Annotated in this window: 3 protein-coding genes; 2 read left to right on the top strand and 1 reads right to left on the bottom strand. The window is 39.0% G+C overall.

Annotated elements, in window-relative coordinates:
- A partial coding sequence (locus tag ACVBDQ_RS17910; protein ID WP_446663392.1) for an IS982 family transposase occupies positions 1-505 on the bottom strand: 505 nt, incomplete at its 3' end.
- A gap of 506 nt (positions 506-1,011) precedes the next feature.
- Between ACVBDQ_RS17910 and ACVBDQ_RS17905 the strand changes: the two genes are divergently transcribed.
- Together ACVBDQ_RS17905 and ACVBDQ_RS17900 are read left to right on the top strand one after the other, a co-directional pair.
- Positions 1,012-1,275, top strand: a complete 264-nt coding sequence (locus tag ACVBDQ_RS17905; RefSeq protein WP_033845386.1) for a hypothetical protein — start codon at positions 1,012-1,014, stop codon at positions 1,273-1,275.
- Positions 1,276-1,590: 315 nt separating this feature from the next.
- A complete protein-coding gene (locus ACVBDQ_RS17900) occupies positions 1,591-2,061 on the top strand; it encodes an N-acetyltransferase family protein (protein WP_446663391.1) in 471 nt (156 codons plus the stop codon).
- Positions 2,062-2,183 lie beyond the last annotated feature (122 nt).

Here is a 2,183-nt window from a genome sequence, read left to right as displayed (position 1 = left end):
CCAGCCCTTGATTGGTCACTTGAAGATGCAGCTTGAAACCGTAGTACCATTGCTTTTTGGAAGCACAATACCCCATATCCGCGATCCCTCGAAACCGCTTGACGCGCTGCATTCTTGCGGGATGGCATAACGGAAGAGGCAAGCTGTCGACGACCGCATAAGCATGGTGTTGGCCACGTTTCGCCAGCTCATGACGGATCCATTTGATGGCGAAACCAAGCGCCCGGCAACGGCGGTTGTATCGGGAGCGTTCAAGAAACGAGCCGTTTGTGAACAAATTTCCCGTGACAAAACGATGCCATGCCCGTTCGGATGTAAAACCGAGCAGCTTTCCTAAAAGATGAATGGCGATGATGACAGCGTCCTCTTGCTTGACCAAATGGCGATTTCGACGGTGAAGATGTACCTGAATGCATGAAAGTTGGGCAGAAACAAAAACGAAAATGGCGGCATATTGCTTTTGCAGTTTGGCTGGATCTGTAGTAAAATGAAAGTGCTCTTGCATGGGGGATCTCTCCTTTCGAATGTTGGGTGACACTTTCATTCTACAGGAGATCCGCCAGCAAGGGCTATTTTTATGCTTGTCTGAGTTTTATCTAGCACCACGGGTAATTTATATAATATCTGCAAACAGCACGAAGGTTCGAGTCGTATTCGGTAATAATGAACCAAAAAATGAGGAAATGAAAGAACCCCTTGTTGCATCTGGGTTTGCTTTAATTGAGAGGAATGCACGGTTTCATAATCGACTCAAAATCGTGTTCCCGTGAGGGAGTGTGGGTTCGACTCCCACCATCGGCACTGAAAATAAGGGAAAAGCCTCTAGGATCAAGGGTTCTCACATTTGTGAGAACCCTTGATTTATTTTTATCGAATACGATTCAAGCAAGAAAAATCGTGTGCGACTAATCGTTATTCGGTGAGGTGGAAGTGAGAAAAATGAGAAATTTTGTTTGCTTCGCTAACGTGACAAGATAGTTAAGACTAATGTTAAGAAAAAGGAAGGTAACGATGAATACTTTCGGAATTGGTGTGATTATGTTAGTAGTAGGTATAGGACTTTTCCCCTTTGGAGTAATGTATTTCAAGCAAAGTTGGAATGAATATAAAAAATTACCATCAAACAAAAAGAAAGTAGCTATTTTTCTTGAAATATTAGACGTATTCTCATTATCATCTTCCCTATCAACGGGGTTAATTTTTATCTCACTCCTACTTATTATTGGAGGTTCTGGATTAATTTTTTTATACCTAACAAGGGCAATGTTTAAATAAGCCATTGCTTCTTTCTTTTATTCAAATATCTTAAAAATTTATGAACCCAAAAAGGCAGCACTCCCATACGAACTCGAAGTATCAGTTTGTAATCGACCTCTGACTTCAGCTGACATATATTTATTCTTCTGATGGTGAAGCATAGATGCGGCATGGTTGTTTCCTGTGGAAGAACGAATGTCCTTCCATCATATGTATTAAAGTTCACTTCATGGTTGGCTAAGGGGCAGGTTAGTTAAAAAAGGAATAACATTAAATTTGCCCTTATGATAGTATTAGTTTAAATAGACTTTTACATAATGAGGGGGGATTAAGATGGAAATCCGTTCAGTGAAAGAGTCAGACTATTATGTCATCTCTCCACTAATCAATGAGTGGTGGGGCGGGAGGCAAATGTATGATAAGTTGCCAAAATTATTTTTCGACCATTTTCAAAATACAAGTTTCATTGCCAAAAAGGATGGAAAAATCGTTGGATTTTTGATCGGTTTTCTATCGCAAACATATCCAGAAGAAGCATATATACACTTTGTTGGGGTGCATCCAGATTATAGAAAAAGTGGTATAGGAAGAAAACTTTACAATGAATTTTTTGATATTGTTAAAAAGAATGGTCGGAATATCGTACGTTGTGTAACTTCACCAGTGAACAAAGTTTCCGTTGCATTTCATACGAAAATGGGATTTGAAATCGAGAAAAACGGAGATAAAGAAGTAGATGGAGTCTCTGTATATACTGATTATGATGGACCAAATCAAGATAGAGTTTTATTTGTAAAGATGTAAATTAGCACATTATTTCAGAATCCCTTTTTCAAATTATTTCGGACGGATTCGGAAATAATGTGCAAAATCTTTGCGAATTATTCCAGGTTTTGCAGATTATTTCCGAACATTTGCACATTATT

It is taken from the genome of Geobacillus sp. CCR (genome assembly GCF_052906625.1).
The sequence above is the reverse complement of the archived record's forward strand: the minus strand, read 5'-3'. Positions and strand labels throughout refer to the sequence as shown.

Bases quoted from the DNA above. Each gene is read 5' to 3' on its own strand.
- ACVBDQ_RS17900 (WP_446663391.1), top strand. From the start codon at position 1,591: ATGGAAATCCGTTCAGTGAAAGAGTCAGACTATTATGTCATCTCTCCA.
- ACVBDQ_RS17905 (WP_033845386.1), top strand. From the start codon at position 1,012: ATGAATACTTTCGGAATTGGTGTGATTATGTTAGTAGTAGGTATAGGA.